23 protein-coding genes and 3 pseudogenes are annotated in these 26370 nt (G+C 49.7%); 1 reads left to right on the forward strand and 25 read right to left on the reverse strand.

Going from position 1 to position 26370, the window contains the following annotated elements; all coding sequences use genetic code 11:
• Positions 1–22: 22 nt before the first annotated feature.
• Complete coding sequence (locus DWZ60_RS00190) at positions 23–325, reverse strand: Dabb family protein (protein ID WP_022462610.1); 303 nt, start codon at positions 323–325, stop codon at positions 23–25.
• Positions 326–394: 69 nt separating this feature from the next.
• Entirely contained in the window at positions 395–1141 is a 747-nt protein-coding gene (locus DWZ60_RS00195) for an RNA polymerase sigma factor region1.1 domain-containing protein (protein ID WP_147342020.1), read from the reverse strand.
• A gap of 140 nt (positions 1142–1281) precedes the next feature.
• On the opposite strand from DWZ60_RS00195, the gene DWZ60_RS00200 reads away from it, so the two are divergent.
• Positions 1282–1911 (forward strand): HdeD family acid-resistance protein, encoded by a 630-nt coding sequence (locus DWZ60_RS00200; protein ID WP_119221102.1) that lies wholly within the window; start codon positions 1282–1284, stop codon positions 1909–1911.
• 110 nt (positions 1912–2021) lie between these two features.
• Here DWZ60_RS00200 and DWZ60_RS21020 read toward each other — a convergent pair whose 3' ends face one another.
• The 23 genes and pseudogenes from DWZ60_RS21020 to rsgA form a co-directional block, all read right to left on the reverse strand.
• Positions 2022–3596, reverse strand: a complete 1575-nt coding sequence (locus DWZ60_RS21020) for a glycoside hydrolase family 3 protein (protein ID WP_442857783.1) — start codon at positions 3594–3596, stop codon at positions 2022–2024.
• 129 nt (positions 3597–3725) lie between these two features.
• Positions 3726–4843, reverse strand: a pseudogene (locus DWZ60_RS21025) (glycoside hydrolase family 3 C-terminal domain-containing protein); the annotation flags it as partial.
• 159 nt (positions 4844–5002) lie between these two features.
• Entirely contained in the window at positions 5003–6361 is a 1359-nt protein-coding gene (locus DWZ60_RS00210) for a sodium-dependent transporter (protein ID WP_055265757.1), read from the reverse strand.
• 204 nt (positions 6362–6565) lie between these two features.
• Positions 6566–7264 carry an RNA polymerase sporulation sigma factor SigE gene (gene sigE, locus DWZ60_RS00215; RefSeq protein ID WP_330377007.1) on the reverse strand — a complete coding sequence of 233 codons (699 nt, stop codon included), beginning with the start codon at positions 7262–7264 and terminating at the stop codon, positions 6566–6568.
• 42 nt (positions 7265–7306) lie between these two features.
• Positions 7307–8170, reverse strand: a complete 864-nt coding sequence (locus DWZ60_RS00220) for a sigma-E processing peptidase SpoIIGA (RefSeq protein WP_158554986.1) — start codon at positions 8168–8170, stop codon at positions 7307–7309.
• A 189-nt stretch (positions 8171–8359) separates the two neighbouring features.
• On the reverse strand, positions 8360–9541 hold the full coding sequence (gene ftsZ / locus DWZ60_RS00225; RefSeq protein WP_055219889.1) for a cell division protein FtsZ: 1182 nt from the start codon (positions 9539–9541) through the stop codon (positions 8360–8362).
• Between the two features lie 185 nt (positions 9542–9726).
• Positions 9727–10641, reverse strand: a complete 915-nt coding sequence (locus tag DWZ60_RS00230; RefSeq protein ID WP_119221104.1) for a cell division protein FtsQ/DivIB — start codon at positions 10639–10641, stop codon at positions 9727–9729.
• Entirely contained in the window at positions 10638–11441 is an 804-nt protein-coding gene (locus DWZ60_RS17645) for a hypothetical protein (protein WP_158576256.1), read from the reverse strand. Before DWZ60_RS17645 ends, DWZ60_RS00230 begins: the two co-directional genes overlap by 4 nt.
• Positions 11442–11494: 53 nt before the next feature.
• Positions 11495–11902: pseudogene (locus DWZ60_RS18560) on the reverse strand (UDP-N-acetylglucosamine 1-carboxyvinyltransferase); the annotation flags it as partial.
• Between the two features lie 84 nt (positions 11903–11986).
• Positions 11987–13069, reverse strand: a complete 1083-nt coding sequence (locus tag DWZ60_RS00245; RefSeq protein ID WP_119221107.1) for an FtsW/RodA/SpoVE family cell cycle protein — start codon at positions 13067–13069, stop codon at positions 11987–11989.
• Positions 13070–13197: 128 nt separating this feature from the next.
• Entirely contained in the window at positions 13198–14565 is a 1368-nt protein-coding gene (gene murD, locus DWZ60_RS00250; RefSeq protein WP_117509642.1) for a UDP-N-acetylmuramoyl-L-alanine--D-glutamate ligase, read from the reverse strand.
• Between the two features lie 19 nt (positions 14566–14584).
• Complete coding sequence (gene mraY / locus DWZ60_RS00255) at positions 14585–15541, reverse strand: phospho-N-acetylmuramoyl-pentapeptide-transferase (RefSeq protein WP_055226954.1); 957 nt, start codon at positions 15539–15541, stop codon at positions 14585–14587.
• A gap of 240 nt (positions 15542–15781) precedes the next feature.
• Positions 15782–17514, reverse strand: a pseudogene (locus DWZ60_RS00260) (peptidoglycan D,D-transpeptidase FtsI family protein).
• Between the two features lie 82 nt (positions 17515–17596).
• On the reverse strand, positions 17597–18910 hold the full coding sequence (locus DWZ60_RS17650) for a peptidoglycan D,D-transpeptidase FtsI family protein (RefSeq protein ID WP_243036620.1): 1314 nt from the start codon (positions 18908–18910) through the stop codon (positions 17597–17599).
• The gene (locus DWZ60_RS17655; RefSeq protein ID WP_243038155.1) at positions 18889–19650 is read right to left on the reverse strand and encodes a hypothetical protein; all 762 of its coding nucleotides are present in this window, start codon (positions 19648–19650) and stop codon (positions 18889–18891) included. The genes DWZ60_RS17650 and DWZ60_RS17655 overlap by 22 nt, the downstream gene beginning before the upstream one ends.
• A 139-nt stretch (positions 19651–19789) precedes the next feature.
• Positions 19790–20233, reverse strand: a complete 444-nt coding sequence (locus tag DWZ60_RS00270; RefSeq protein ID WP_117814326.1) for a hypothetical protein — start codon at positions 20231–20233, stop codon at positions 19790–19792.
• A gap of 29 nt (positions 20234–20262) precedes the next feature.
• Positions 20263–21201 carry a 16S rRNA (cytosine(1402)-N(4))-methyltransferase RsmH gene (gene rsmH, locus DWZ60_RS00275; protein ID WP_119221108.1) on the reverse strand — a complete coding sequence of 313 codons (939 nt, stop codon included), beginning with the start codon at positions 21199–21201 and terminating at the stop codon, positions 20263–20265.
• 29 nt (positions 21202–21230) lie between these two features.
• On the reverse strand, positions 21231–21662 hold the full coding sequence (gene mraZ, locus DWZ60_RS00280; protein WP_022461070.1) for a division/cell wall cluster transcriptional repressor MraZ: 432 nt from the start codon (positions 21660–21662) through the stop codon (positions 21231–21233).
• Between the two features lie 323 nt (positions 21663–21985).
• Complete coding sequence (gene lgt, locus DWZ60_RS00285) at positions 21986–22861, reverse strand: prolipoprotein diacylglyceryl transferase (RefSeq protein ID WP_055265775.1); 876 nt, start codon at positions 22859–22861, stop codon at positions 21986–21988.
• A gap of 28 nt (positions 22862–22889) precedes the next feature.
• Positions 22890–23987 (reverse strand): redox-regulated ATPase YchF, encoded by a 1098-nt coding sequence (gene ychF / locus DWZ60_RS00290; protein ID WP_022461456.1) that lies wholly within the window; start codon positions 23985–23987, stop codon positions 22890–22892.
• A gap of 124 nt (positions 23988–24111) precedes the next feature.
• Positions 24112–24765, reverse strand: coding sequence for a thiamine diphosphokinase (locus tag DWZ60_RS00295; protein WP_147326103.1), 654 nt, complete (start codon positions 24763–24765; stop codon positions 24112–24114).
• Positions 24766–24799: 34 nt separating this feature from the next.
• On the reverse strand, positions 24800–25483 hold the full coding sequence (gene rpe / locus DWZ60_RS00300; protein WP_022463156.1) for a ribulose-phosphate 3-epimerase: 684 nt from the start codon (positions 25481–25483) through the stop codon (positions 24800–24802).
• 1 nt (position 25484) lies between these two features.
• Positions 25485–26369, reverse strand: a complete 885-nt coding sequence (gene rsgA, locus DWZ60_RS00305; RefSeq protein ID WP_055219788.1) for a ribosome small subunit-dependent GTPase A — start codon at positions 26367–26369, stop codon at positions 25485–25487.
• Position 26370 lies beyond the last annotated feature (1 nt).

Raw genomic sequence — 26370 nt, forward strand, 5'->3', positions numbered from 1 at the left:
GAGCTAAAGTCCGTGCTTGTTTTTACTCTTCGTAATCGAGTGCCGCACGCTCCGTTGTGTACGGACGTACATAGGTGTCTGCTACTTTTACGTGCTCTGGATGTTTTGCATATACAGCTACATCCTCTGCTTTTTCCAGGGTTGTGACAAGTGCCATATCATGGGTGGAAGATGCAAGCGGTGCTTCTACAAAGTCAACCGTCAACAGTCCCGGCACTTTGCCGACCAGGCTTTTCAGGTTCTCTGCCATCGCTTTTTTCAGCTCCGGTTTCTTTGCATCCTCTACTTCCGGTTTGAATTTCCACATAACAATATGATGTACCATTGTATTTTTCTCCTTTGCTTTTGTTTTATTGCCAATTCACACAGTTTCTGTGCAAATACCAGCCTTTTGTTACGGCTCTTCGCCTGCAATCCGCAGAATATCCTCAATCTCTTCCACGGACATGTCAAGATACGCGGAAAGCTCTGCCACACTGAAATCCATGTCATCGCCGTCGGAGAGTTCCTCGATGGCGTCTTTTAAGCGGTTTACTTTATTGACTACAGTATTGTCCTTGTGTTTCTGAACTCTGTGTTCTTCCATGAAATCGCTGATCGTCTCACGCACAGCCGCATCAATCGCCTGCTCCGCCGTCTCAGCTTTTACAACGGACTCCAGCGCTACTAAAAGTCCGACATTTCCCTCCTGCACCAGATCCATCAGGAAGAAATCGCGGGTGTGCATTTCTTTTGCGGTCTCAATAACTTTCGGAAGCCAGAGCTGCACGAGCATGCTCTTTGCAAGGGAATCGCCCTCTGCCGCTTTCCGGTAAAGCTCTGCCGTTTCTTCCTCCGACGGTGTTTCTGTCTCCGGCAGTTCGTCAAGATACTGCTGTAAGGCACGCAGCTCCTCCTCGGAAAACTCCGGTTTTTTCTTTTCTTTTTCGGTCTCCTCCGGCACGACGCCCGGCTCATAATCTGCCACATCGACCTGCTCCATCGTCAGATATTCGCAGACAAAGGTGACTTTCTGCTCATCCAGTGCAAAGTCTTCAAAAAAGTCTCTGACTTCTTTCATCGTTACTTTATTTTCATGGTCTCTGGCGTAGGACAGCAATTCGGAGAGCTTCTCCTGGAACTTTTTCTGTTCGTCCTGCATCTTTTTTACCCTCTCTTTCTTCCGTTTCACGATTCCATTTCTTCGTACATTTTTTTCAATTTGTCCATTGCTTTTTCTGCTTTGAAAAGCTACTATAAAAGCAAACGAAAAACCACATTCAAGTGGAAAGGAGAATCCTTATGAAACAATTTTTTCAGGATGTGAAAAACAGTTTCCTGCTTTCAGCCGCTGTCTCTATTATACTAGGTATCGTGCTGATCGTCTACCCCGTAAAAACGAGTTTGCTGATCTGTTATATCGCCGGAACGTTGCTCCTGTTCGGCGGCGTTGTTGCGCTGATCCGCTACATTGCAAGCCGCGGCGAACCGTTTTTCTTCCGCTACGATCTGTTCGTTGCCCTGGTGCTGATTCTGTTCGGCTGCTTTGTTATCTTTGAGAGTGACCTTGTGATCGCATTCATTCCGGTTGTCATCGGTATCATCCTTCTGGCAAACGGACTGCTCAGCATTCAGAAAGCATTCAACCTCAAAAAAGCAGGTCTGGAAAAATGGTGGCTCGAATTTCTGCTGGCTCTGTTAACCAGCGTTCTCGGCATCATCATCTGCACGAATCCGTTCGATGCTGTTGCCACTACCAACATTTTCATCGGTATCTGCCTTATCTACAGCGGCATTTCCGATCTTGTCACCACCTACTACATGGGCCGCGCAAAACGCCGGATCAAAAATGTCATCCAGACCGAGATCAACCAGCAGAAAATCCTGCACGATGACAATGTGATTGATGTGGATGAGGACGAACTTCACTAAAAAACAGCTTCTTCCATAAAAATCTTCTTTCATACGAAAAACCGGAACCCGGCACCGCTTTCAAACAGCGGCTCCCGGGTTCCGGTTTTTCTCTGTATTTCTTTTTTTATTTATTCCTCGTGTTTGCTCAGCGCTTCCATGCCTTCTCTTAATTTCAGACGAATCTTGCCAAGCTGCATGCCGTTTGCACCGAAATACAGTTTCAGATAGTGATTGGATCCAAAGAAGAAGCCAAGATCTCTGGTCTCTTTGATCCACTCGCCTTTTGTTCCACGGATGCTGATAACGGTTTTTACAATATTGTCGATATATACTGTAACGGAAAGCTGTGCCAGGTCTTCGAGGTCTGCTTTCATTTCCATCTCGATATCATAAGTTCCCATTTTATCTGCCAGAATGGAAACACCGCAGACTTCGCTTGTTCCTTTTTTATTTTCCCATGCGGAAGCGTCAATGACAACATCACCTGTTTCCGGATCTGCCTCATACGTTACCAGGTCTGCTGCAACAAAATCGTTATCTCCCTGCTGCTCCTGTGCTTCTTTTTCTTCCTCGCTGATGCGGTCAAGGAAACGTAAAATACATGGTGTTCCAAGAATGAAGTGAAGGACATTCATGGCATTTCTCTGCAGATCACCTCTTGTGATCTCACCTTTTTCCAGTGCTTCTTTCACATCATCCTGGCTCATATCAGTGCAGTCATTGCATACCATGAAGACATCATTTCCGGCGGATACCATCGGTGCATGTGTGGTTCTTGTTGCCTCATAACCCTCTCGGTTCGACATTGCCCACCAGTCGGTCATTACAAAGCCGTCGTAGTTCCACTCCCCGCGCAGGATAGTCGTCAGCAAGTCGTAATTTCCTGCAGTCCAGATACCATTGACCGGTCCGTATGTACTCATAATGGATCTTGCGCCGCCTTCTTTGACTGCAATTTCATATCCTTTCAGATAGATCTCACGCAGTGCACGCTCGGAAACAACCGCATTTACGGTGTGGCGCTTCGACTCCTGGTTATTACCGCAGAAGTGTTTGATGGTTCCGGTTACATCGGATTTTTCCATACCAAGAATCTGTACAGCACTGATCCATCCGGTCAGGTACGGATCCTCGGAAATATACTCAAAGTTACGTCCGTTTAACGGATTTCTGTGAATATTCATACCAGGTCCAAGAAGCGCATCGACACGGTTCTGTCTCATTTCGCGTCCTGCCATCTCGTACAGGTCTTCTACCAGCGGAAGATCGAACGTACAGCCAAGCAGCGTACCGTTTGGCATGGAGAAGGCTTTTGTTCCGCAGTCAAAACGAAGTCCGGAAGGACCGTCGGTACAGCAGGATGCCGGAATGCCAAACTCCTGTAATTCCGGTGTCAGACCGCCAAAAGCAGCTGCGGTTCCAGGCGTTACTTTCGGGCTGCACATACCCTCGCCGCGGAACATGCAGATCAGATCATCATCGGAAAGCTGTGCCACGAATTCTTCCATGGTTACTTTCTTATCCAGCACATCGCCCAGCTTATAGCCTTTGTCTCCGGTGTACGGAATCGGCTCCATACGGTTCTCTTTCATGCGTTTTGCCGGATCTACGGTGCGCAGCGGGGCTGCCTCGTATCCCGGTTTTAATGTGCCGTCCTCACCTGCAACGGCTTTCATACGCTCAAACGCTTCGACCGGCGCCATTGCCTCGGTCAGCGTCTCAACCACTTTAAACGGCTGCTCGTAAGCGCCTGCGAAAGCTGCACTTCTGACATCGCTTCCGACATAAAACTCATAGCTGCCCTCTTCGAGTACGTAGCAGGATTTGTGTCCCGTTGCACCGCTGTCATCATAGGATGCGAAGCTTTCTTTTGCCACATTGATGGTCACGGTCTCTTTTGCTCCAGGAGCTAAAATACCGGTCTTTGCAAAGCCGACGAGTGCGCGGGCTGGTTTTCCAAGAACGCCCTGTGGAGCTTTTACGTATACCTGAACAACTTCTTTACCGGCCGTTTTTCCTGTATTCTCTACGGTTGCCGTTACGGTTACCTGATCGACGTCTTTCTCTTTCGCCTCTGCGGTTACTGCAAAGGTTGTGTAGGAAAGACCAAATCCGAACGGATATAATACTTTGTCTTTTGCAAAAGTCTCAAAGTAGCGGTATCCTACATAGATATCCTCTTTGTATTCGTTTCTTACCAGATCGCCAAAGCAGCTGGTCGACGGATAATCCTCAATATTTTCTGCGATGGTATCCGTCAGTTTACCGCACGGGCTGACTCTTCCCATCAGCACATCGGCAACGCCGTTTCCACCTTCCTGACCGCCCTGCCATACGTAGAGAACAGCTGCAGGATTGCACTCTTTCACCCATTTCATGTCGATGATATTTCCGACATTCAGCACAACGATCGTTCTTGCAAACGCTTTGCTGACTTTCTCTACCATCTCACGCTCGGTATCTGTCAAGAGATAACTGCCCGCCTCGCTTTTGTTGTCCTGGTCCTCACCTGCGGTACGGCCTACAACAACAATAGCTGCATCGGCGCCTTTTGCGCTCTCCACAATCTCGTCGGTGAGCTCCATCTCTTTCTGGGACCACGGCACTTTTCCCCAGCCCTGGCCTTCGTCGTATGGATTTTCCTCGATCCATTTCTCATATGTTCCAAGAAGATTCTCATCGAGCGTGATGTCTTTTTCTTCTTTAAGGCATCCAGAATGCCAACCACATATTTGGTGTTGACGAGTCCGCCGGAGCCCAGTCCGCTCTTATAATAATGGAATGCAATTCTTCCGAAAACGGCTACTTTATCCCCCTTGCGAAGCGGAAGCGCCTCGTTGTCATTTTTCAGAAGGACACATCCCTCTGCTGCTGCCTGACGGGCAAGCGCTACGTATCTTCGAAATCCAATGGTGTAAATTTTCCCATATTGTTCCCCTTTCTCCTGCATACTTTTCTATCCAACATGTGCGGAACACCCAAAGGAAATCCCGGGTTCCGGCACATGACTGGCTTCCTGTCTTTTATTATCTCGTATTTTCTGCTTTTTTTCCAGTTCTTTTCTTATCTTTTTTCTATCTGATATTGACCTTTTTTCTTCTCTTTTTGCTTATCCAATCAGTCCCTGGACAATTAATACAAGAAGCAGCAGCGGAAGGATATACGTAAGGTATAATCGCATCCAGTCCGGCACTTTCAGACCATCGCCCTTACTTGCCTCTGCCTGGTAATTTTTAAATCCCCATCCCCACTTTGATGTACAGAATAAAAGATAGATCAGTGAACCGACCGGTAGCAGCAGATTGCTGACGATAAAGTCCTCGAGATCGAGAACTGTGCTTCCTGCGCCAAGCGGCTGGAAGCCGGACCACACGTTATAGCCGAGCGCACACGGCAGGGATCCTAAAATGATCAGAATGCAGTTGATGACTGCTGACTGTTTTCTGGAAACACCGAAAATCTCGGAAAAGCAGCACATGATGTTCTCGAATACAGCAATGATAGTGGACAGTGCCGCAAAGAACAGAAACAGGAAGAAAAAGCTTCCGAAAATCCGTCCGCCCTTCATCGAGGTGAAGATGTGCGGCAGTGTCATAAAGATCAGCTTCGGGCCGCTGTCCGGCTGTACGTGATAGGAAAAGCACGCCGGGAAAATAATAAGACCTGCGGTGATGGCTACAAACGTATCGAGCACCGCAATATTGATCGCCTCTCCGAGCAGCGATTTTCCTCCGTTTAAGTAGCTTCCGAAAATCAGCATTGCGCCGATACCAAGACTTAACGTAAAGAATGCCTGGCTCATCGCGCTTGTGATAATGTGGAACAGTCCCACCTGTTCAATCTGCTGCTTGTCCGGCACCAGATAAAATTTCAGACCCTCTTTTGCGCCTGGCATTGTAAAGCTGTAAACCGCAAGGAAAATCATAACGACCATCAGTACAATCATCATCACTTTTGTGACACGCTCCACACCATTCTGCAGACCAACAGAGCAGATCAGAAAGCCTGCAATCGTGATCAGCAGCATCGTGATGACAAGAATAGACGGAGATGAAAGCATCTCATTGAATTTTCCAGTTACAGCGTCCCCCTTAAGGCCACTGAATTTTCCGGTTAAAAAGCTGTAAAAATAATACAGCATCCAGCCTGCAACAACCGTATAGAACATCATCAGCAGATAGTTTCCGATGAGGGCAACGTATCCATGGATATGCCACTTCTGCCCTTTCTTCTCCAGTTCCCCATACGCGCGCACGGTACTCTTTTTGCTTCCTCTTCCGATGGCAAGCTCCATCGACAGAATCGGAACTCCCATAATGGCAAGGAACAACAGATAAAACAGCACGAAAATGCCGCCTCCGTTGTTTCCTACCATGTACGGGAATTTCCATACATTTCCGATGCCGATGGCACAGCCTGCCGAAAGCAGAAGAAAGCCAAGGCGCGATTGGAATGTCTCTCGTTCCATTTCTTTTATTTCCTCCCTTTTTTCTTCGTACAAAACTCAGATTTCAGAACGGCACCGTTCTGCCGTTCTGTCCGGTTTGTCTTCCTGTTTTGCACTATGCTTTCTATTATACTTTTCTTATCAGAAAAAGACAAGCAATTGCTTAGGGCGTGTTTGAAAAATTTTTTTTAAAACACGCCCTGAGAAAGGAAATTTTTCTATTCTTTATTCATACCGCGCAATCTCTTTCCGCAGCCGTTTCATAATCCGTTTTTCCAGCCGCGAAATATACGACTGTGAAATTCCAAGAAGATCCGCGACTTCTTTCTGCGTTTTCTCCCGCCCCTCTGGCATATTGATGCCAAACCGGAGTTTCACGATCACCTGCTCCCGCTCAGAGAGCTTGCTGATTGCGCTTCCCAGCACGCGATGTTCCGCCTCCTGCTCGAGCCCCTGATAGATCACATCCTCCTCCGTTCCGAGGATATCCGACAAAAGAAGCTCATTTCCATCCCAGTCTACATTGAGCGGCTCATCGATCGAGACCTCCATCCGTGTCTTGTTATTTCTCCGCAGATACATCAGAATCTCGTTCTCAATGCACCGGGACGCGTACGTGGCAAGCTTGATCTTTTTTTCCGGATTGAACGTGTTAATTGCCTTGATGAGGCCGATGGTTCCAATCGAAATCAGATCCTCCACACCAACTCCTGTATTATCAAATTTCTGTGCAATGTAGACGACGAGACGCAGGTTGTGTTCGATCAGCTCGCTCCTTGCCGTCTCGTTTTCCGGATCGGAAAGCCCCGCAATCGCATCGGCCTCCTCCTGTCCTTCCAAAGGCGCCGGGAGAACATCTGTGCCCCCGATATAAAAAATTTCCCCTGTCTGACGAAATACAGCCGGCACGGACCGCGGCAGCATACGAAGCCGGAATCCGTTTGGCAGTGCAGCCTGCAGCATACTTCATTCCTCCTGTCCTTCCATGAGATCTGGATGCAAAATTATTTCATAGCCCCTGGGAGATGAACTATTTTCTCCGCCAAGCGCAATCAGCGGTCCGCTTATGTGCCTGGCTGTATGTTCTGTCACAAGAATCATTTCCGAGATCCGGATCACCGGCAGAAAGCCCCGGCCTTCCAGTCCGCGAAACGGTATGTAACGGGGCTGCAGCGCAAGAAGCCGTTCCGGCTCCGGCACCGTCTCGTGCCTTGCAAGCGCCGCAATCCCTGTCCGCATTTCGTCCGGGAACAATTCGAGTATCACAGTGTACGGTACGACCGAGACCGGCTTTTTGGTTGTGGCATCCCGCAAAGTATTGCCCGTGTCGTACAGTCCTTTTACTTTTTTCCATTTCCCATTCTGCACAAGCTGTACCGTAACCTGCCTGGCGTGTTCCAGGAGCATCTCCTTTCGGATCTTCAGCAGGAGGAGTGTTCCCGCATATGCGGCACTCCCGGAAAGAAGAAAAAGAAAAATTCCCCTTCCCGGCATCAGCTCCCGGAACAGGCGGTATGCACTGCCGATCAGAAAACCGGACAGTATATAGCCTGCCATTCCCACCACAAGATCCCGTACTGTCGTGATTCTGCAGCCAGATTTCACCATCCCTGTTGTAATTCCGATTCCGACCAGGGCGAGCAGCGCACCCGGCAGATACCGTGCAAACACGGCATACAGCACCGCATAACCGGCGCCGAGCGCGGCTGCCGCAAAACTCCTTCTTCGCGTGGCAGATCGTTTCAGAAGAAAGGAGGAAAGGCGCAGAATAGTATAATTCAGCAGAAGATTCTCTGCAAAGAGAAGATCCAGAAAGATCTCATAGTGCAAAAAAACACCCCCTGCGCCTTTTGCATGGTCTGAATTTCTAACAGACCCTATTATAGACGGAAGGGGGTGAATTTTTTGTCGTTTTCGGAAGAATGACCTTCTTTTTTGATCAACAAACTTCGACACGCCGCAACATTTTCGGTCTGCGGCGTGTCGATGCAAATTCGTTATTTGCTTATTATTCTTTGCTTATCTGCGGTTTCTTAAGAAATCCGGGATCTGGATGTCCTTTTTCGGAACATTGCTTGTCATGGTCTGCTGAGCCTGTACCTGCGGCTGCACCTGAACCTGTGGCTGCGGCTGTACCGGAGCGGAAGCTTTCGGAGCAGTGTGTACCGGAGCGGCTGCCTGTGCAGAGAAGCTGCTGCTGGAAAATGCGCTCTTTCTTGCATCTGCAGGCTCTTTGCGGGATACGCTTGCCTGTTTCGCCGTTGCATCGTTGAGACCTGTTGCGATAACGGTGATCTTCGCTGTATCGGTAACAGAATCATCATACATAGCACCGAAGATGATGTTTGCATCCTCTCCAGCCAGATTCTGTACGTAACTTGCAGCATCGTTTGCATCCATAAGGGAGATATCTCCGGAAATGTTGATGATAACGTGGCTTGCACCCTCGATGGTGGTCTCAAGCAGCGGACTGGAAACAGCCTGCTGTACAGCCTCGAGCGCTTTGTCGTCGCCCTTTGCCTCGCCGATACCGATGTGGGCGATACCCTTGTCGGTCATAACGGTCTGAACATCTGCGAAGTCGAGGTTGATGAGTGCCGGCAGGTTGATCAGGTCTGTGATGCCCTGTACGGCCTGCTGCAGAACCTCGTCTGCTTTCTTTAATGCCTCCGGCATGGTTGTCCGGCGGTCTACGATTTCAAGAAGTTTGTCGTTCGGGATCACGATCAGGGTATCTACGTTTTCCTCGAGTTTTTCGATTCCCATCAGCGCATTGCTCATACGGGTTCTTGCCTCGAATTTGAACGGTTTTGTTACAACGCCGACAGTCAGAATGCCCATTTCTTTTGCAACGCCTGCTACAACCGGTGCTGCACCTGTTCCGGTTCCGCCGCCCATACCGCAGGTGACGAATACCATATCAGCGCCTTCCATGATCTGTTTGAGCTCTTCGATGCTCTCCTCGGCTGCTTTCTCTCCAACCTCAGGTTTTGCTCCTGCGCCCAGTCCCTTGGTCAGCTTCTCGCCGATCTGGAGAATGGTAGGTGCCTTACAGAGGGTCAGCGCCTGTTTATCGGTGTTGATTCCAACGAATTCAACGCCGCCGATGGATTCCTCCACCATTCTATTTACAGCATTATTTCCTGCACCACCTACACCGATTACGATAATCTTTGCAGATGATTCTGCCTCATTTGTCATGATCTCTAACAATTTCAACTTCCTCCTTTTGATTATGAACTGCTGTCTATCTCAAAATAGTCTGATATTCTGATGGTCATACATAAAGATATAATATAATTTCTTCGGAAAATAATCAACTGTTTTTTTCGTATTTCATAAAAAATTCAGGATTATTGCGTTTTTTTGACGGCTTTCCTTTCCTCTTATACATCTTTCGAGAAGACAAAGCTGCTGTCGCCGTCCTTGTAATCCTCCATATGGAGTTCTCCGGAAAGACCGGAAAGGCTCGGCAGGATTGCTGCTACGCGCGTCATCTTTTCTTCTAACGCCGTATCGGTTCCAAGCAGAATCCGCACGGTATCATAGTAATGCAGAATAATTTCGCTGTTCTCATTAAATTCCACACTGTCCGGCGTGATATTGTATTTCTCCGTCATTCTCGTAAGTGCGAGCATGGTGCGGAAAACTGCCGGTTTTTCAACCGGGAGCTGCTTGTTCACGGTCACATAGTCAAACGTAAGTCCTGTTACAAGCGGAACATCGGAAAGGGTCGGCTGAAAGTCTGTCGTTGTCACACGTGCACTTTTAATCGTATCTGCCGAGAGCGCACCGTCGGACGTACTGCTTTCGGATGCAAGCGGCTCACTCGTAAGGGATCCATCCGCACTCGTTCCATCGGAGGCGGTTCCGTCGGAAGGCTCACCCTCCGCAGGTGTTTCCTGCTCCTCGTCCACGCACTCCAGCACGATGCCGTTCTTGTCAAAATAGACCTTCTGCTCGTACTCGACATAACCGACCACTTTTTTCTCATTTACCTGGATGCAGATGGTGTCATAGCTTACAAACGTAAACTCCACGGAGTTCATAAAAGGAATATCGCTCATATCAACCTTCGAATGAAACGTCGTAAGAAGCACCGTGTTTTTCATCCACTTGTCGTCCGCGACCATCTCTTTGATTTCATCTTTTGTATACCGGGTGTTCCCCGCCACCTGGATATTGCGGATTTTGAACACATTAAAAAACAAGGCACCTGCAAGGCCGACGCCAAGCACCACCCCGGTCAGAATCCGTATTTTTCTGTTTTTCTTCTTTTTTCTGTTTTTTTTCTGTCTCATATTTCTTTTTCTACGATAATCTTGGCTCCGAGTTCCCGGAGCGTTTCTGGAAACCGTTCATACCCCCGCTCAATCAGTTCTGTCTGCCGGATTGTGGAAAATCCTTCTGCGGCAAGCGCCGCCGATACGAGTGCCGCGCCGCCCCGAAGATCCTGGGAAACAACTTCTGCACCGTGCAGACGGCTTTTTTCGGCCGTCAGCCATTTTCCGCAGATCTGCAGCGTACCGCCCATTTTCTGCAGCTCCTCTGCCGTCCGGAGGCGGTCCTCAAATACATTTTCACAGATACAGCTCTTTCCTTCCAGCGTCATCGCTGCCGCCAGATACAGCGACTGCAGATCCGTCGGAAAACCGGGATATTCCTCTGTCTCCACGTACGGAACAGCATGCTGCACGTTTTTGCTGTCTGCTACCAGTGTACCACTCTTCCTTGTATATTGTCCACCTATTTTCTGATAGAGGGACAGAACCGCCCCCATTTCGTCCAGCGGCGCGCCGGAAAGCGTCAGGTGCCCCCGCGTCGCCGCGCCCATCAGAAGATACGTCCCTGCCGCGATCCGGTCACCCGGAACACGATACCGGCAGCCGGACAGCAGTCTCTTTCCCCGCCTTCCGTAAACGGTAATCTGCTCCGTCCCCTCGCCGGTAATCTCCGCTCCCATGGCCTTAAGAAACCGGCAGAGATGAACCACTTCCGGCTCCCGCGCACAGTGCTCCAGCCTTGTTGCACCTTCCGCTCCGACAGCAAAAAGAACCGCATTTTCCGTCGCCCCGACGCTCTTTTTCGGAAAGCAGAGCACGGCTCCTTTCGGATGATCTGCCTTTGCCCGAATGGTGCCGCCCTCCTCGAGACCTCGGCTCCCAGAAGCTCCATTGCCCTCTGATGCAGGTCCGTCGGCCGCTTTCCGATCCGGCAGCCGCCGGCCCCTGCAAGGTATGCCTCCCCTGTCCTTGCAAGAAGACTTCCCAGAAACAAAAGAGAGGCGCGCAGTCTCTTCGAAAGCGCTCCCTCCACACGGCTTTTTTCGATCTTTTCACAGTTCAGGTGGAGCGCATTCCTCTCCCACCAGACTGTTCCGCCAAGGCTTCTTACAATCTCCGCCATATCCTCCACATCGGAAATCTTCGGGCAGCCTTCCAGCACGACCTCCTCTTTTGTCAGAACCGCCGCCGCGATCATGGGAAGAACGGCATTTTTGGAACCCTGGACTGTTACCGTTCCGCAAAGCCGCCTTCCGCCGAGAATCTGATATACTCCCACCTGTTCTCTCCCATCCGGCCTCTCTTTTTACGGTATGCATTACACTCCCGTTTTGTTCCCGTTCTGCAGCGCTTTTCCGCCTTTTTAATCGGTGTCCCTCGAGACCGACAGGGCAAGCCCCATCTCGCCGAGCAGAAACAGCACGGAGGTGCCGCCGTAACTGATAAAAGGCAGCGTAATGCCGGTATTCGGAATCGTATTTGTCACAACCGCGATGTTCAGGATCACCTGAAGCGCAATATGCCCCATAATTCCGCCCGCAATCAGTGCTCCGCCAAGATCCCGCGCATGGATCGAAATGACCATCAGGCGCCAGATCAGCACCGCAAACACGGCGATCACCAGGCAGGCGCCGAACAGTCCGCCCTCCTCACAGATAATCGAAAAGATCATATCATTCTGCGCTTCCGGCACAAAGCCAAGCTTCTGCAGCCCTTTTCCAAGCCCGCAGCCAAAGATTCTCCCGCTGCCGATCGCATAGAGTCCCTGAATGGTCTGGAACCCCTTCTCGTACGCCTCCGGGTTGCGCCAGATGGCAAGGCGTTCAAGGCGGTAGCTCTCTATCATTAGAAAAACGGCAATAAACCCGATGCCGGCGCCTCCGATTCCGAGAAACGGCAGGTAGCCCGGATGTGAAATAAAGATCAGAAACGCACAGATTCCGAGCAAAATAATCGCCGTACTTAAGTTATTGCTTCCGACAAGCGCTGCAATCGGCAGAGTGCACAGCACCGCCTTTGTCATAAACCAGAGACTGTCGGACCGGCCTTTCGTGTGCTCCATCACCCAGGGCAGGAAGAGAATCACCGCCATCTTGGCAAATTCCGAGGGCTGGAACGATAAGGGGCCAAGCTTTAACCACCGCTTCGAGCCGTTGTACTCACTTCCGAAAAAGAGCACCGCCGTCGAGAGCGCAAGGGAAGCCGCATAAAACCACGGTGCCAGTGCAAACAGCCGCCGGTAATCTATTTTTGCAACCGCATACATACCGATCACACCGAGCGCACTTGCAAAGAGCTGCTTCTTGAAATAATAAGCCGGGTCATGGAATCTGACCCGGCCGTTATACGCGCTGGCGCTGTACAGAATCACAAGTCCAAGGCCAAGCAGAATCCATACCGTCACCAGCAGCGTCCCATCTATTTTTTTCTCTTTTTCCTTCCGCATCCGCGCCACACCCGCCGTTCGCTCTTTTTCAGCTTATGCGGGATAGTTTCCTGATATGACGTTTTTAGTTACAGTTCTTACGCAGTAAAACAGCAAGTGTTTTACTGCTGAGTGAACAGTAACCATTTTTACAGTGCTCTTACGTACTCCTTAAACAGCTCACCGCGCTGCTCGTAGCTCTTAAACTGATCCCAGCTTGCGCAGGCCGGGGAAAGAAGAACCGCATCCCCTGCATTTGCCTTGTCGTGGCAGATCTGTACGGCTTCTTTTAAGTTGTCTGCCATGATAATGTCGTTGAATCCGACGCTTCTTGCCGCTTTTGCGATCTTCTCTTTCGTATCTCCGATCAAAACCAGGAAACGTACCTTTCCATCGAATGCCTGAATCCACTCTTCGTAGGTGGACTGCTTGTCGTAGCCGCCGCCGATCAGCAGAGTCGGGCGGTTCATCGCCTGGATGCCTTTGATGGCCGCATCCGGATTCGTTCCCTTGGAATCGTTGTAATATGCCACGCCGTCCTTCTCGCAGACATACTCGATGCGGTGCTCTACCCCTGCAAACTCCTGAATGACTTTGCGGACAGTTTCCATCGGCACGCCTGCATGAAGTGCCATTGCAGAAGCAACCATGACGTTTTCAAAATTATGTAGGCCGAGCAGTTTTAAGTCGTCGGTTCTGGTCAGAAGCTCCGTCTCGCCGTTCTTTGCAATGCGGATTTCGCCGTCCTGATAATAGATGCCGTCCTTTAACGCACGCAGACTTGAGAAGTACATCACCTGTACTTTCTTCTCTGCCATCAGTTTTTCGCCGAACGGGCGCAGGATTTCGTCCTCATAATTCAGCACACAGAGATCATCCATCGTCTGATTTTCGGTGATACACTCTTTCACGCGGATATACTCTTCCATCGTGTGATGGCGGTTCAGATGATCCTCGGTAATGTTTGTGATCGCACTTGCCGCCGGATGGAACTCTTTGATGGTTTCCAGCTGGAAGCTGCTGATCTCGGCAACCGTTACGGTATCATCTGTCGTGTCGAGTGCTGCGGATGTGTACGGGGTTCCGATGTTTCCGACCACTTTTACTTCCGGCTGATATGCTTTCATGATCTCGCCGAGCAGCGATGTTGTGGTGGTCTTTCCGTTGGTACCGGTAATCGCAAGCACTTTTCCGCGGCTTACCTGATACGCCAGCTCCACTTCACCGATGACCGGGATCTCTTTTTCTTTCATTTTAAGGACAACCGGCAGATCCGTCGGAACGCCCGGGCTTAAAACGACAAGATCAAGGCTGTCGAGCATCTCCTCCGGGAGCTCGCCTAAGACAACTTCCACGCTGTCACGGCTCTCTAATTTTTTTAAGATTTCTTCTTTTTCGAGTTTGTCATTTCCATCGTAAAGAACGACAGAAGCACCTTTCTTGTGCAGCAGCTCCTCCGCTGCAATTCCACTCTTTCCGGTTCCGAAAACCAGTACTTTTTTTCCTGCGAAAATCATGTTTGATTACCTCCATATTTTAAAGCCCCATCAATGCGATCAGGCATAATATCGCTGTGATTGTAGCAAACACCGTCACAATCTGTGTCTCCGACCAGCCCATCAGCTCGAAATGGTGATGGATCGGCGTCATCTTGAAGATCCGTTTTCCCTTCGTCAGTTTGAAGAATGACACCTGCAGGATCACAGAGAGAATCTCCATCATATAAATGAATCCCACAAGCGGCAGAAATAAGGGGAGACGTAAGAAACACGCCATTCCCGAGACGAAACCGCCGAGTGCCAGACTTCCGGTATCACCCATAAAGACGCGGGCAGGAAATACATTGAATACCAGAAACCCCAGCAGACTCCCGATAACCGCAAGCGGGGACGGGGAAACACCGTTTCCGAGGCCGATCGATGCCACGGAAAAGAAAACAGCATTTAAAATCGTCACACTCGCCGCCAGTCCGTCAAGGCCGTCGGTAAAGTTGACACCGTTGACCGTTCCAAGAATCACAAAGGCGAGAAACGGAATCGTAAAAATCCCTGCGTCCAGCTCTTTGCCTGGAAGGAACGGAATGCGCATCCGGAGGGAAATTCCGGAAAAACGCGCCAAATACCACAGAAAGACTGCTGTAATCACTGCCTGCAGTGCCATTTTCTGCTTCGGGTACAGCCCGTCGCTGCGGTGCAGCACGACTTTCAGATAGTCATCGAGAAAGCCGATCAGGCCAAAACCAAGCGTCAGAAACAGCACCGGAACCACTTCCGCTCCCTCTTTCCGGAAAAGGAGGGAAACTGCGGTAAACGCCGCCAGAAACATCACGCCGCCCATCGTCGGGGTTCCCGCTTTTTTCTGGTGGCTCGGCACACCCTCTTCCCGCTCCTTCTGCCCCGCTTTGACTTTTCGCAGAAACGGGATCAGAACCGGCCCCAGCGCCAGGCTGATGCCAAAGGAAAGAAGAACCGGCAGGATCATTTCTCTTTTCATAGACGCACCTCTTCCTTTTTGTACGGATTGTGTACGGAACAGGCATGTCAAAATATTTTCTCCAGCCTATTCAGTATATAGCTTTTTGTTCTGTTTCGCAACCTTCTTTTATAATCCAAGTTACGGTTCGCTCAGCAGTGAAACACTTGCTGTTTCGCTGCGTAAGAAAGTGATTCAGGTGTGAGCAGCCCTCCTTTTGCGAAGCAAAACTTTAAATGAGGGCTGCGAAGGACACAATTCTCAGGTTTCCTGAGAATTGTGTCCAATACCGAGATACGGAAGTACATTGGAAAAGATATCGCGGATCACCGGCGCGCAGATCGTTCCGCCGTAGTAGACGCCCTGCGGATTGCGGATAATGCAAAGCCCCAGCACCGTCGGATGCTCCGCCGGGGTGAAGCCGAGGAATGAGGAAATATAGCGGTTGGCGCTCCGCGGAAGTGTCTGCGAAGTTGCCGTCTTTCCGCCGATGGAATATCCCTCGAGGTACGCATTCTTTCCAGACCCTTCTGAAACGACGCTTTCCAGAATTTCGCGCACCGTCCTGGAAGTTTCTTCCGAAAGAACCCCTTCTTTTCCGGAAAATTCAGATGCTTTACAACATTTCCTTCTTCATCGAGCACATCCGTTGCGACATGCGGCGTCACCATTTTTCCGCCGTTGACGAGCGCAGAGACCGTCGCCGCCAGGCGGATCGGCGTGATCTGGAAGGACTGGCCGAATGCCATCGTCGCAAGCTCAACCTCTCCGATGTTTTCCTCCTTGTGCATAATCGTCGATGCCTCGCCCGGCAGATCGATCCCCGTCTTTTCCATCAGGCCGAAATTCCGGAAGTAATCACAGAACTTTTCCACACCGAGCCGCAGCCCCACTTCAATGAACACCGGGTTGCACGAGTTCTGCGCGCCCTGCACGAAGTTTTCGGCTCCGTGTCCCGTCCGCTTGTGGCAGTGGATCCGGCGGTCCTCCACGATTTTGTAGCCGGGACAGAAAAACGAATCGTTCGGCGACACAACGCCCTCCGAAAGTCCCGCCGACATCGTGATGATCTTAAAGGTAGATCCCGGCTCGTACGTATCGTTGATGCAGGCATTCCGCCACATCTGGTTCAGCAGATCCTGAATTTCTTTTTCCGAAAGTCCCGTTGTATCCTGCTGCAGCGTGAACGGATCGTTGAGGTCGAACTCCGGCACATTGACACAGGCATAGATTTCTCCGTTCTGCGGATTCATAAGAAGAATCGAGACGCTGTCCGCCTGTTTTTCTGCCATCGCCTTTTCCGCTGCCTGCTGGCAGTACGCCTGGATATTGACATCCAGGCTGACCTTTAAGTCCCTTCCCGCCACCGGCTCCTGGCGGCTCTCCCCGATGCCGTTCTGCTCAATCCCGCGCGCATCCGTTGTCGTCAGGATTTTTCCGTTGATTCCTTTTAAAATTTCCTCATATTCCACCTCCAGTCCGATGATGCCCTGATTATCGCCTCCGGTGAAGCCGATAACGCGCGACGCCAGCTTCCCTTTGGGGTAATACCGCTTGAAATCCTCATCCACTTTTACCCCCGCGTATCCGTACGACCGGATGGTATCACCCGTCTCCTTGTCCACATTCGTCTTGACACGCTCGATTGAAGACCGCTTCTCCACGCGTTTCCGCGCCGTCTCCTCCGAAATTCCAAGCTCTTTTACCAGCATCGCAATCACCGCCTCCGGCTCCTCAATCTGGCTGTGGATCACGGAAATCGTACAGACCGTGCGGTTTGCCGCGAGAACTTCCCCGTTTGCATCAAGAATCCGGCCGCGCGCCGCCTTGATCCCGCGCTCCCGCTCGTGCAGATCATCCGCCTTCTCGGAATAATAGACGGACCGGAACACACACAGATACACCAGCCGCCCGGCAAGTCCGACCATCATTCCCATGCAGAGTACCCACAGAAGAACCGTCTTTTTCCGGTGATACGTTTTGTTTTTACGCATAGAATACCCCATAGCCGAATCCATTATGATAACACTATATGGAAACTGCTATGGGGTTATGTCTTTTGTTTTTTATGTTTTTTTACTCTTCATTGATGAGATCCAGCTCGGCGTTTGTCAGACCGCCGTTCTCGATATTGCTGTTTTCAGCACTGTTTTCCGTATCGTCTTCCTGTACCGGTGCCGCTACGTTTGGATCATCCGTTCCGGTCTCGGAGCCTTCGCCCGTCACACCGTCCGTATCATCCGGGAATACGTTCAAATACGGCAGCAGTTCTGTGTAGATCTCTTTTACGATCTCCTGTGCCAGCACACTGTTCGCCTGATTTTCTACATCCGGCTCGTCCACAATCGCGTAAACAACAGCTTTCGGGTTTTCTACCGGTGCAAATCCGATAAAGGAAACGAGATATTTTCCATTGCCTCGCGGATACTTCTGTGCAGTACCTGTTTTTCCTCCCATCGTGTAACCGGCAACCTTTGCACTCTGGCCGCTTCCATCGGTCACGACTCCCTGGAGGAAACTTCTCATTTTATCGCTGATTTCCGCGGAAACCGTCTGACGCACCAGATTCGGCTCATTGCTCTCAACAACAGCTCCTGTGCTGTCCGTGATCGTCTTCATCACATGCGGCTGGTAATAATTGCCTCCGTTGATCAGAGAGGAAAACGCAGCTGCCTGCTGTACCATCGTCACGGTATAGCCCTGTCCGAATGTACTCGTTGCAAGCTCGGTCGGTCCCATGGTATCCTCCGTGTGAACCAGGCCGTACGCCTCACCCGGCAGGTCAATTCCTGTCAGACTGCCGAAACCGAAAATATCCTGATAGCGGAGAAATTCCGCTGCTCCCATCTTCTGTCCGATCTGCATCATACCAGCGTTGCAGGAGTTTTTCAGTACATCGGCCGGTGTCTGTACGCCATGTGTTCCCGGATAAGCTCCGCAGCGGATCATCTGCCCTGCAATCGTCTCAAACCCCTCACAGTCAAACAGGGTATCATCATCGATTACATCGAGGGAATATGCCGCCGCCACGTTCATCGGTTTTGCCGTGGAACCTGGCTCATATGCATCGGAAATACAGTAGTTTTTCCAGATGGCACTCAAAGCCTCCATTGTCTCGTTATCGTTCATCGCATCAATTTCTTCCTTCGAATAGAACGGTGTCAGATCTCTTGGATTGTTCAGGTCATACCAGTCGGAAGAATCCATACCAAGAATCTCTCCATTGTTCGGATCCATCACGACAACGCCGATATTCTTTGCCGCTTTTGTCTGACGGTTCGTCTCAGTGTCCGATTCGTCCGCGCCGTTCTGGACATGAATCCGCTCATTGTAATTCTCGATCGCCGTGCGGATGATCTTCTGAATATTTACATCAATCGTTGTAACCACGTTTTTGCCCGGCTGCGCTCGATGATCGTCTGTTCCATATCCGCATCTTCGTTGTAATAGCCGAACTGGCGGCCATTCACGCCATTTAAGATACTGGAATAATACCCTTCGATTCCCCAGTCTGCCGTGTCTCCTGAATACGTAAAGCCGATCAGATCGCAGGCAAGTGAATTTAACGGATACGTTCTGTGGTAGGATTCCTCGAACCAGACGCCGCGGATGTTGGCACGGTATGCTTTTTCCGCCTGCTCGTTCTCATCGAGCTCCTTGTTCTTTTTGTCCGCGTACTCGTCCACATAGGCCTCAAACGCTTTTTTCGCGTCCATCGAGACCTCTCTGGCGAGAACCTGGTACTGGCTTTCTTTTGTCGTTTCGCCGGTCAGACGATCCCGGATATCCGTCTCGTCGAGTCCGAAGTATTCAACCAGTGCTGCTACGGTCGGATCGACGTACGGATGGGTATCGTTCTTTTCTTCATCTTTTACCGTCGTATTGGCAAGTTTACAGTCGAGAATAACGTTGTAAACCTTCTCACTCGTTGCCAGAATCGTTCCGTTCCGGTCGGTGATACTTCCCCTCTGGAATGGAATTGTCCTGCTGTCGTAGGACTGCTGCGTCTGGCTTAAAACCTGTCTTTCGTATTTTTCTCCCTTTGTGGCATTCACATACGTAATGTCAATCGCTAAAGCAACAAAAACCAGCATCACTCCCAAAAAGAGTGCTACCAGTTTTCTGCTCATACGCCCACTTGTCTTCCGTCTCCGGAATGCCCCGCTTCGTTTTTTATTTTTTTTCTGTTTACTCACGTTTTCACCTATTTCGCATCCGGAACATCCTGATACTGTCTCACATAGCTGTTTTCTGAATCATCGAAATAAATTACCTGGACTCATCTGCATATTTCATGCCGAGCCGGTTCTGTGCTGCTTCTTTGACTGCCTCAAGATCTTCGGAGGCAACCGTTGTATTGTAATAGGCGTCATTGTCCGCCTTCAGATCGCTCAATTCTTTTTCTTTGCTGGTAATGTCTTCCGCCTGCGTGGTAACCACGGTCTGCAACTTGACATACGCAACACACGCCGCGATACACAGTGTGCAGACAATGGCAAGAAAAACAGCGTAGCCCGCGCTGATCTGTGTCGCCCGTGCCCGGTTTCTTCTTGTCTGGCTGCTCACACCCGATTTCAGAGGCCGTGCTTCTTTTGGTGCTTCCTGCGGCTGTGCTGCAAGACGCCGTACCGCACTTCCGTCCTCAAACGTATCTGGCGTATAACGTTTCGTTCTATCTGTCGAATTTACCCTTCCATCTGCCCGTCTGGCCATAACTTCTCTGTCTCCTTCGTGCCGAGCCGTCACACTTTTCGTTCAAAGACGCGCAGTTTTGCGCTCTTGGAACGGGGATTTGTTTCCATTTCCTCTTCTCCCGGCAAGATCGGTTTCCGAGTTACTACGGTTCCCTTGGACTTCTTTCCGCATACACAGACCGGAAATTCCGGCGGACACGTACATGGATGCTCGTTTTTTCTGAAAATGTTTTTTACGATACGGTCTTCCAGAGAATGAAAGGTGATGACACAAAGTCTTCCACCGTCATTTAAGAGATCAATCATGCCGTCCAGTGACTCCGACAGAACGGTAAGTTCCTGGTTCACTTCGATACGGATTGCCTGAAAGGTTCTCTTGGCCGGATGGCCGCCCGTCGCCCTTATTTTTGCCGGAATCGAGCGCTTGATGATTTCGATTAACTCCCCAGTTGTTCGAATCGGCGCCTGCTGCCGGCTTACGCATATATTGTGTGCAATTTTTCTTGCAAAACGCTCTTCTCCATATTCATGGAGAATACGCGAAAGATTCTCTTCACTGTAATCGTTCACGACTTCGTACGCGGAAAGAGCATTTCTCTGATCCATCCGCATATCCAGCGGAACATCCTCACGGTATGTGAATCCACGCTCTGCATTATCCAGCTGATAGGATGAAACTCCAAGATCCAGCAGGATTCCGTCTACCCCGGTGACTCCGATTTCGGCAAGACGCGGAACCATATCGCAATAATTGCTGCGGATAATCGTGACCTGGTTCTGATATGGTTCCAGGCGTTTACCCGCAGCAGCTATCGCAGCTTCGTCCTGATCTATGCCTATTAATCTCCCCGTGGCAGATAAGCGCTCACATATATGACTGGAATGTCCAGCGCCTCCCAACGTCCCGTCCACGTAGATTCCGTCCGGTTTTATCTTAAGGTTTTCAATGGTTTCCTTCAGTAATACTGATGTATGCGAAAATTCCATGGTCATCTCCTGTATCCCAACGAAACAGATCAGATCACAATGCCCATCTCTTCCATTGATTCGGCGATGGCATCCATATCATCATAATTGCTGTTTTCGTTCCATTTTTCCTTGCTCCAGATTTCAATCCGGTTGATATTTCCGGTAAGGACTACATCTTTTTCCAGACCAGCAAATTCCCGCAGCGTTGCCGGTACGAGAATCCTCCCCTGCTTGTCCAGTTCACATGACGTAGCACCTGCTACAAAGAAACGGGAAAAAGTTCTGGCGTTTTTGTTTGTAAGTGGTAAGGCTCTCAGCTTCTCTTCAAAGGCAGCCCATTCGTCGTTTGGGTAAATGGAAAGGCATCCGTCCAATCCCTTCGTCAGTACAAACTCTTCTCCCAGCTGTTCTCTGAACTTGGACGGTATGATCAATCTTCCCTTCGCGTCAATCGTATGACTGTACTCTCCCATGAACATAATGAAAACCCTCTTATCACCTGAAATGGCGGTCTCCCCACGCACCACTTCATGTATCGCGCCGCAGCCAGACTGCCACATCCGCTCCACAACGCACCACTTTTCACCACTTTCTACCACTTATATTTTTATTCTATATCAACTCAGGGAAAATAGCAAGGTCTTTTTTCTATTTCATTTTTAAGATTTTCCCCAAAATGCAACATTTTTATGCGCATTTTCCGCCTTTTTTATACCAATTTTGTATCAAAAAAGAGAAAACCTTTTTTGCCGGTTTTCCCTTTTTCTGTATTTTTATTCTGTTTTTTTCACTGGTTTTATCCTTAAGAATGGGCTGTCTCCCCACCGGATGATAATTTTTTTCGTTTCCATACCACCAGGATGGTACATCCCACCACAAGGCACCCCGAAAGGAGCTGGGAAACCGGAAGTCCCACCACCGGAAGCAGAAGCTGGTCGGTGCGGAGTCCCTCGATCCAGATTCTTCCAAGGCCGTATCCTATCAGATACATCAGGAACACTTCGCCGTTAAATTTTTTTCTTTTCCGAAACCAGAAAAGAAAAAGCAGGACACCCACATTCCATAAACTTTCATATAAAAAGGTGGGATGCACCTGAATATACTCGACGCCGTTTACCGTCACCACATGATCCCACATTTTCTGTGTGATTTCATTGGCACGGACCGCGGAAACCGGAAGCTGCATCGCAAACAGGTTGTTAGTGTAGTCACCGAATGCCTCACGGTTAAAGAAGTTTCCCCACCGTCCCATAATCTGACCGAACACGATGCTCATGCTCGCGGTATCCATCAGAAGGCTGAAGTTCTGTTTCTTCTTTCTGCTGTAAATCACCACCGCAATGCAGGCACCGATGATGCCGCCGTAGATGGCAAGTCCGCCCTGGCGGATGTTGAAAATACTCAAAAGATCATCCTTATAATAGTCCCAGGCAAATATAACGTAGTAAATCCGCGCCCCGAGAATACCGGCTGCGATGCCGATCATCGCAAGATCGAGGTACTGCTCCGGGTTCTGCCCTGTCCGCTTTGCCTCTCTTTGGGCAATCCAGATCGCAATCATCATACCGGTTACGATCACGATGCCGTAATAGGCGATGGAAAATCCGAAAATACTGATGCTTTTTCCCACATGGTCGAGATAGATCCCGAGATTGGGAAAATTAATTTCCATATCCATAACTTATATTCTCTCTTATTATTACTTATCAAACGTTGAAACGGAACAGGATGACATCGCCGTCGCGGACAATGTAATCTTTTCCTTCCATACGCACAAGGCCTTTCTCTCTTGCTCCTGCGTAGGAACCGCAGTCGAGCAGATCCTGATAATTGACAACCTCGGCTTTGATGAATCCGCGCTCGAAATCGGTGTGGATTTTTCCGGCTGCCTGCGGTGCTTTTGTTCCGACTTTGATGGTCCATGCACGGGTCTCATCCTCTCCTGCTGTAAGGAAGCTCATGAGGCCGAGCAGACGGTAGCTTGCTGCGATCAGTTTTTCCAGGCCGGACTCGGTAAGACCAAGATCCTCGAGGAACATTTTTTTCTCATCCTCTTCGAGTTCGGAGATTTCTGCCTCGATCTCGGCGCAGATGACGAATACTTCGCTGTTGTGCTCTTTTGCATATTCGCGGACGGACTGTACATAGGAGTTGTTTGCACCGTCGTCAGCGAGATCATCCTCTGCTACGTTTGCTGCGTAGATGACCGGTTTACTGGTCAGCAGGTTGTACTCTGCGATCCATTTCTCCTCGTCCTCGTTCTGCAGCTCCATCAGGATGGCATCTTTTCCGTCCTCGAGCAGTTTTTTCAGACGCTCCTGGAATTCGAGCTCTTTTGCTGCCTCTTTGTCCATTCTTGCAGATTTTGCAGTTTTGGAAATACGGCGCTCGAGTACCTCAAGGTCGGCGAAGATCAGCTCAAGGTCGATGGTCTCGATATCACGGAGCGGATCAATGCTGCCGTCTACGTGGATAACGTTCGGATCCTCGAAACATCTGACAACGTGAACGATAGCGTCTACCTCACGGATATTGGCAAGGAACTGGTTTCCAAGTCCCTCTCCTTTGGATGCACCTTTTACAAGACCTGCGATGTCAACGAACTCGATGACAGCCGGTGTTACTTTCTTGGACTGATAGAAATCTCCGAGCTGCTGCAGACGCTTGTCCGGAACCGGCACGATGCCGACATTCGGGTCAATGGTACAGAACGGATAGTTTGCGCTCTCTGCTCCTGCTTTGGTCAGGGAATTGAAAAGTGTACTTTTTCCGACGTTCGGAAGGCCCACGATACCTAATTTCATAGTAATCTATATCTCCTTTGTTTTTATTTTTCGCTTCTTTTTCTGTTCGGGTTCTTTTTATGCACAAAAAGAGCCCAATGCAACTATAAATTATAGCACACGGGCTCTTTGATTTCAATGGATTTTAATCTCTTGACTGTACCATCAGAAGAATGCCGCCCTCGTACGATACATGCGCGGTCTCCTCGACGATCTCATTGCTCACGCACAGACCACCCGAAGTATTCGGCAGATAGTGATGGTCGAGCGGGTAGGCGAAGCCCTCCAGGGTGATGGATGCGACTTCCTTTTCCAGCGGGAAGAACGAAACGTACTTTCCGAACTGATCTTCTTTCCGGATTTCAAACGAAGTTTCCACCGGAATCGTAATCAGATTGCGGCTGTCCACGATGTAAGCCGGAATTTTCTTCTCCCATGCCGTTTTCAGGTTCTGCACAATACTTAAGAAATGGTCGAGTCTTCCTCCTGTTGCTCCGAGGATCGTGATTTCACTGCTTCCCAGAACAATCGCCTGCTGAAATGCGATGTCCGTGTCCGTATTGTCCTTCATGGGATTAAATTCCCGGATCGGTGCGACATGGTTCTCCTTGTAATAATTTAAAATCTCCGGAGATAAACTGTCAAAATCTCCCAGAATATACGTCGGCATAATCTGGTAATGGTAGCAGAACTCCAGTCCCCGGTCTGCTGCCAGGATAATATCAAACTGCTGTTTCTGAAGATATGGGAAGGCAAAATCCGGTTCGATCATCCCTCCCGAAATAATACATGTTCTCACGTTTCCCTGCCTCTTTTTTCTGTCTTTTTGTATCTTATTCTGCCTTTTTGCTGTATGAAGAAATTTTTTCCTGCAGCTCGCGCACGTTCTGCTCGATGTTGCTGCCAAATACAGCAGAGCCTGCCACGATGATGTTGGCACCTGCCGCAAGGACTTCATCGATGGTCGCGCGGTTGATGCCGCCATCGACCTGAATGTGCACATGCTCCAGTCCCTTTTCATCCAGCATTCTGCGGAGCGTACGGATCCTCTCCGTCGACTCCGGGATATACTTCTGGCCGCCGAAGCCAGGATAAACGCTCATAATCAGAATCATTTCTACCTGATCCATCACGTCCGTAACCGCAGAAAGCGGCGTATCCGGATTTACGGCAACTCCGGCATCTGCGCCTGTTTCATGAATCTTTTTCACGGTTTCTGCCAGATCGCGGCATGCCTCCGCGTGAACCGTGATCATATCCGCCCCGCAGCTTTGAAATTCTTCTACGTACCGCTCCGGGTCCTTTACCATCATATGAACATCAAAATACAGACTGCTTTCTTTTCGGATCGACTTTACCACCGGCATTCCAAACGAAATGGATGGTACAAACATTCCATCCATAATATCGATATGAAGCCACCGGCACTCTGCTTTCTCTACCCTTTGGATCTGTTCTCCGAGACGGTTGAAGTCTGCGGATAAAATAGAAGGTGCCAACTGATATACTCGGCTCATGCTAGTATCTCCTCTTTTCCTGTTCTTTCAGTTCTTCATAGAACATGGTATAGTTTTCAAATCTTTCTTTGCTGATATTTCCCTGTTCCAGTGCCTCTTTGACGGCACAGCCCGGCTCTTTTCCGTGGATGCAGCCGAGGAAACGGCATTTTCCTTCGTACGGATGAAATTCCGGGAAAAAGTTTTTCAGCTCCTCTTTTTCCATATCGGTTGTATAAAGCGAGCTGAACCCCGGCGTATCGCACAGATACGTCTCATGGTCGATCGGGATCATCTGGGAATGGCGCGTCGTGTGTTTTCCTTTTTTCAGCTTTTTGCTGATCTCTCCGGTCTCCATCTGGATTTCTTTCTGCATCCGGTTTGTGATCGAAGATTTTCCGACGCCGGACGGACCGGCTACCACCGTTGTTTTCCCTTTCAGGTATGCTTCCACTTCCTGCATGCCCTGCTCTTTCGCTGCACTCACCGTAAAGACACGGTAACCGCAGTTCTCATAGACGCTTCGCAGATGGTCTGTGTAATCTTCCCCCGCAAGATCTCTTTTATTGAAACAGATTGCCGTCGGAACGTTCTGCTGTTCCATCATCACAAGAAAACGGTCCAGAAGCGTCAGGTTCGGGGTCGGATTTTCCAGCGCAAAAATCACAAGCGCCTGATCGATATTGGCCACTGCCGGACGGATCAGTTCATTCTTTCGCGGCAGAATCCGGGTCATATTTCCTGTTTTTTCCGCTTCATCCAGAATCTCGATTTCCACAAGATCTCCGACGAGCGGTTTCTGGCCTTCCTTTCGGAAAATTCCTTTTGCTTTGCACTCATAAATGCCGGATTCTTCTACGTCTACGTAGTAGAATCCGGCAATTCCTTTCATAATCTTTCCTGTCATA

This window comes from Blautia sp. AF34-10, assembly GCF_003477865.1.
In the GTDB taxonomy this organism is placed as follows: Bacteria; Bacillota; Clostridia; order Lachnospirales; family Lachnospiraceae; genus Fusicatenibacter; species Fusicatenibacter saccharivorans.

What these genes read in the sequence shown, in the direction of transcription:
- DWZ60_RS00270 (WP_117814326.1), bottom strand. Translation starts at nt 20,233, where the DNA reads ATGGCCAGACGGGCAGATGGAAGGGTAAATTCGACAGATAGAACGAAA.
- murD (WP_117509642.1), bottom strand. Translation starts at nt 14,565, where the DNA reads ATGATTTTCGCAGGAAAAAAAGTACTGGTTTTCGGAACCGGAAAGAGT.
- mraZ (WP_022461070.1), bottom strand. Translation starts at nt 21,662, where the DNA reads ATGTTCATGGGAGAGTACAGTCATACGATTGACGCGAAGGGAAGATTG.
- sigE (WP_330377007.1), bottom strand. Translation starts at nt 7,264, where the DNA reads ATGCTGCCGCGGTCCGTGCCGGCTGTATTTCGTCAGACAGGGGAAATT.
- lgt (WP_055265775.1), bottom strand. Translation starts at nt 22,861, where the DNA reads ATGGATATGGAAATTAATTTTCCCAATCTCGGGATCTATCTCGACCAT.
- DWZ60_RS00245 (WP_119221107.1), bottom strand. Translation starts at nt 13,069, where the DNA reads ATGCGGAAGGAAAAAGAGAAAAAAATAGATGGGACGCTGCTGGTGACG.
- DWZ60_RS00190 (WP_022462610.1), bottom strand. Translation starts at nt 325, where the DNA reads ATGGTACATCATATTGTTATGTGGAAATTCAAACCGGAAGTAGAGGAT.
- rsmH (WP_119221108.1), bottom strand. Translation starts at nt 21,201, where the DNA reads ATGGAATTTTCGCATACATCAGTATTACTGAAGGAAACCATTGAAAAC.
- DWZ60_RS00230 (WP_119221104.1), bottom strand. Translation starts at nt 10,641, where the DNA reads ATGAGACAGAAAAAAAACAGAAAAAAGAAGAAAAACAGAAAAATACGG.
- DWZ60_RS00210 (WP_055265757.1), bottom strand. Translation starts at nt 6,361, where the DNA reads ATGGAACGAGAGACATTCCAATCGCGCCTTGGCTTTCTTCTGCTTTCG.
- DWZ60_RS21020 (WP_442857783.1), bottom strand. Translation starts at nt 3,596, where the DNA reads ATGGCGCCGGTCGAAGCGTTTGAGCGTATGAAAGCCGTTGCAGGTGAG.
- ftsZ (WP_055219889.1), bottom strand. Translation starts at nt 9,541, where the DNA reads ATGACAAATGAGGCAGAATCATCTGCAAAGATTATCGTAATCGGTGTA.
- rsgA (WP_055219788.1), bottom strand. Translation starts at nt 26,369, where the DNA reads ATGACAGGAAAGATTATGAAAGGAATTGCCGGATTCTACTACGTAGAC.
- rpe (WP_022463156.1), bottom strand. Translation starts at nt 25,483, where the DNA reads ATGAGCCGAGTATATCAGTTGGCACCTTCTATTTTATCCGCAGACTTC.
- DWZ60_RS17655 (WP_243038155.1), bottom strand. Translation starts at nt 19,650, where the DNA reads ATGAGCAGAAAACTGGTAGCACTCTTTTTGGGAGTGATGCTGGTTTTT.
- DWZ60_RS00200 (WP_119221102.1), top strand. Translation starts at nt 1,282, where the DNA reads ATGAAACAATTTTTTCAGGATGTGAAAAACAGTTTCCTGCTTTCAGCC.
- mraY (WP_055226954.1), bottom strand. Translation starts at nt 15,541, where the DNA reads ATGAAAAGAGAAATGATCCTGCCGGTTCTTCTTTCCTTTGGCATCAGC.
- ychF (WP_022461456.1), bottom strand. Translation starts at nt 23,987, where the DNA reads ATGAAATTAGGTATCGTGGGCCTTCCGAACGTCGGAAAAAGTACACTT.
- DWZ60_RS00195 (WP_147342020.1), bottom strand. Translation starts at nt 1,141, where the DNA reads ATGCAGGACGAACAGAAAAAGTTCCAGGAGAAGCTCTCCGAATTGCTG.